Genomic DNA, 501 nt, shown 5'->3' on the forward strand with positions numbered 1-501 from the left:
AAGAACGTACCATACCTCCAAAACCCAGAGGCAGTGAACGATTCCGAGGAGGTACTTCCTTTGTATGACGCCAAGATCATGCCAAAAGACTTGTTGAGCATCACGGTCAATACGACAGACCCGAAGGCTGCGACCCCATTCAACTTGACGGTACAGACTCCAATCAATGCGGCTTTGACAAATATCAGTACGACCACGCAACCGACCATGCAGCAATACTTGGTGAATAATAAAGGAGAGATCGATTTCCCTGTTATCGGTCGCTTGGAAGTGGGTGGTCTCACCAAGAACGAGGCGGAGGACTTGATTCGTGAGCGTTTGAAACCTTATTTGAAGGAATCCCCGATCGTTACGGTCCGTATGTCTAATTACAAGATCTCCGTGTTGGGTGAGGTGGCCCGTCCGGGTAGCTTCACGATCGGCAACGAGAAGGTGAACGTTCTGGAGGCTTTGGCGATGGCAGGCGATATGACGATTTACGGTGTCCGTGATAACGTCAAG

1 protein-coding gene is annotated in these 501 nt (G+C 50.1%); it reads left to right on the plus strand.

Features of this window, described 5'->3' with window-relative positions; all coding sequences use genetic code 11:
- On the plus strand, nt 1-501 hold a 501-nt coding region (locus ACESPU_RS21725; RefSeq protein WP_373133664.1), incomplete at both ends, for a polysaccharide biosynthesis/export family protein.

Source organism: Parabacteroides sp. 20_3, assembly GCF_964238835.1.
Taxonomy (GTDB): Bacteria; Bacteroidota; Bacteroidia; order Bacteroidales; family Tannerellaceae; genus Parabacteroides; species Parabacteroides distasonis.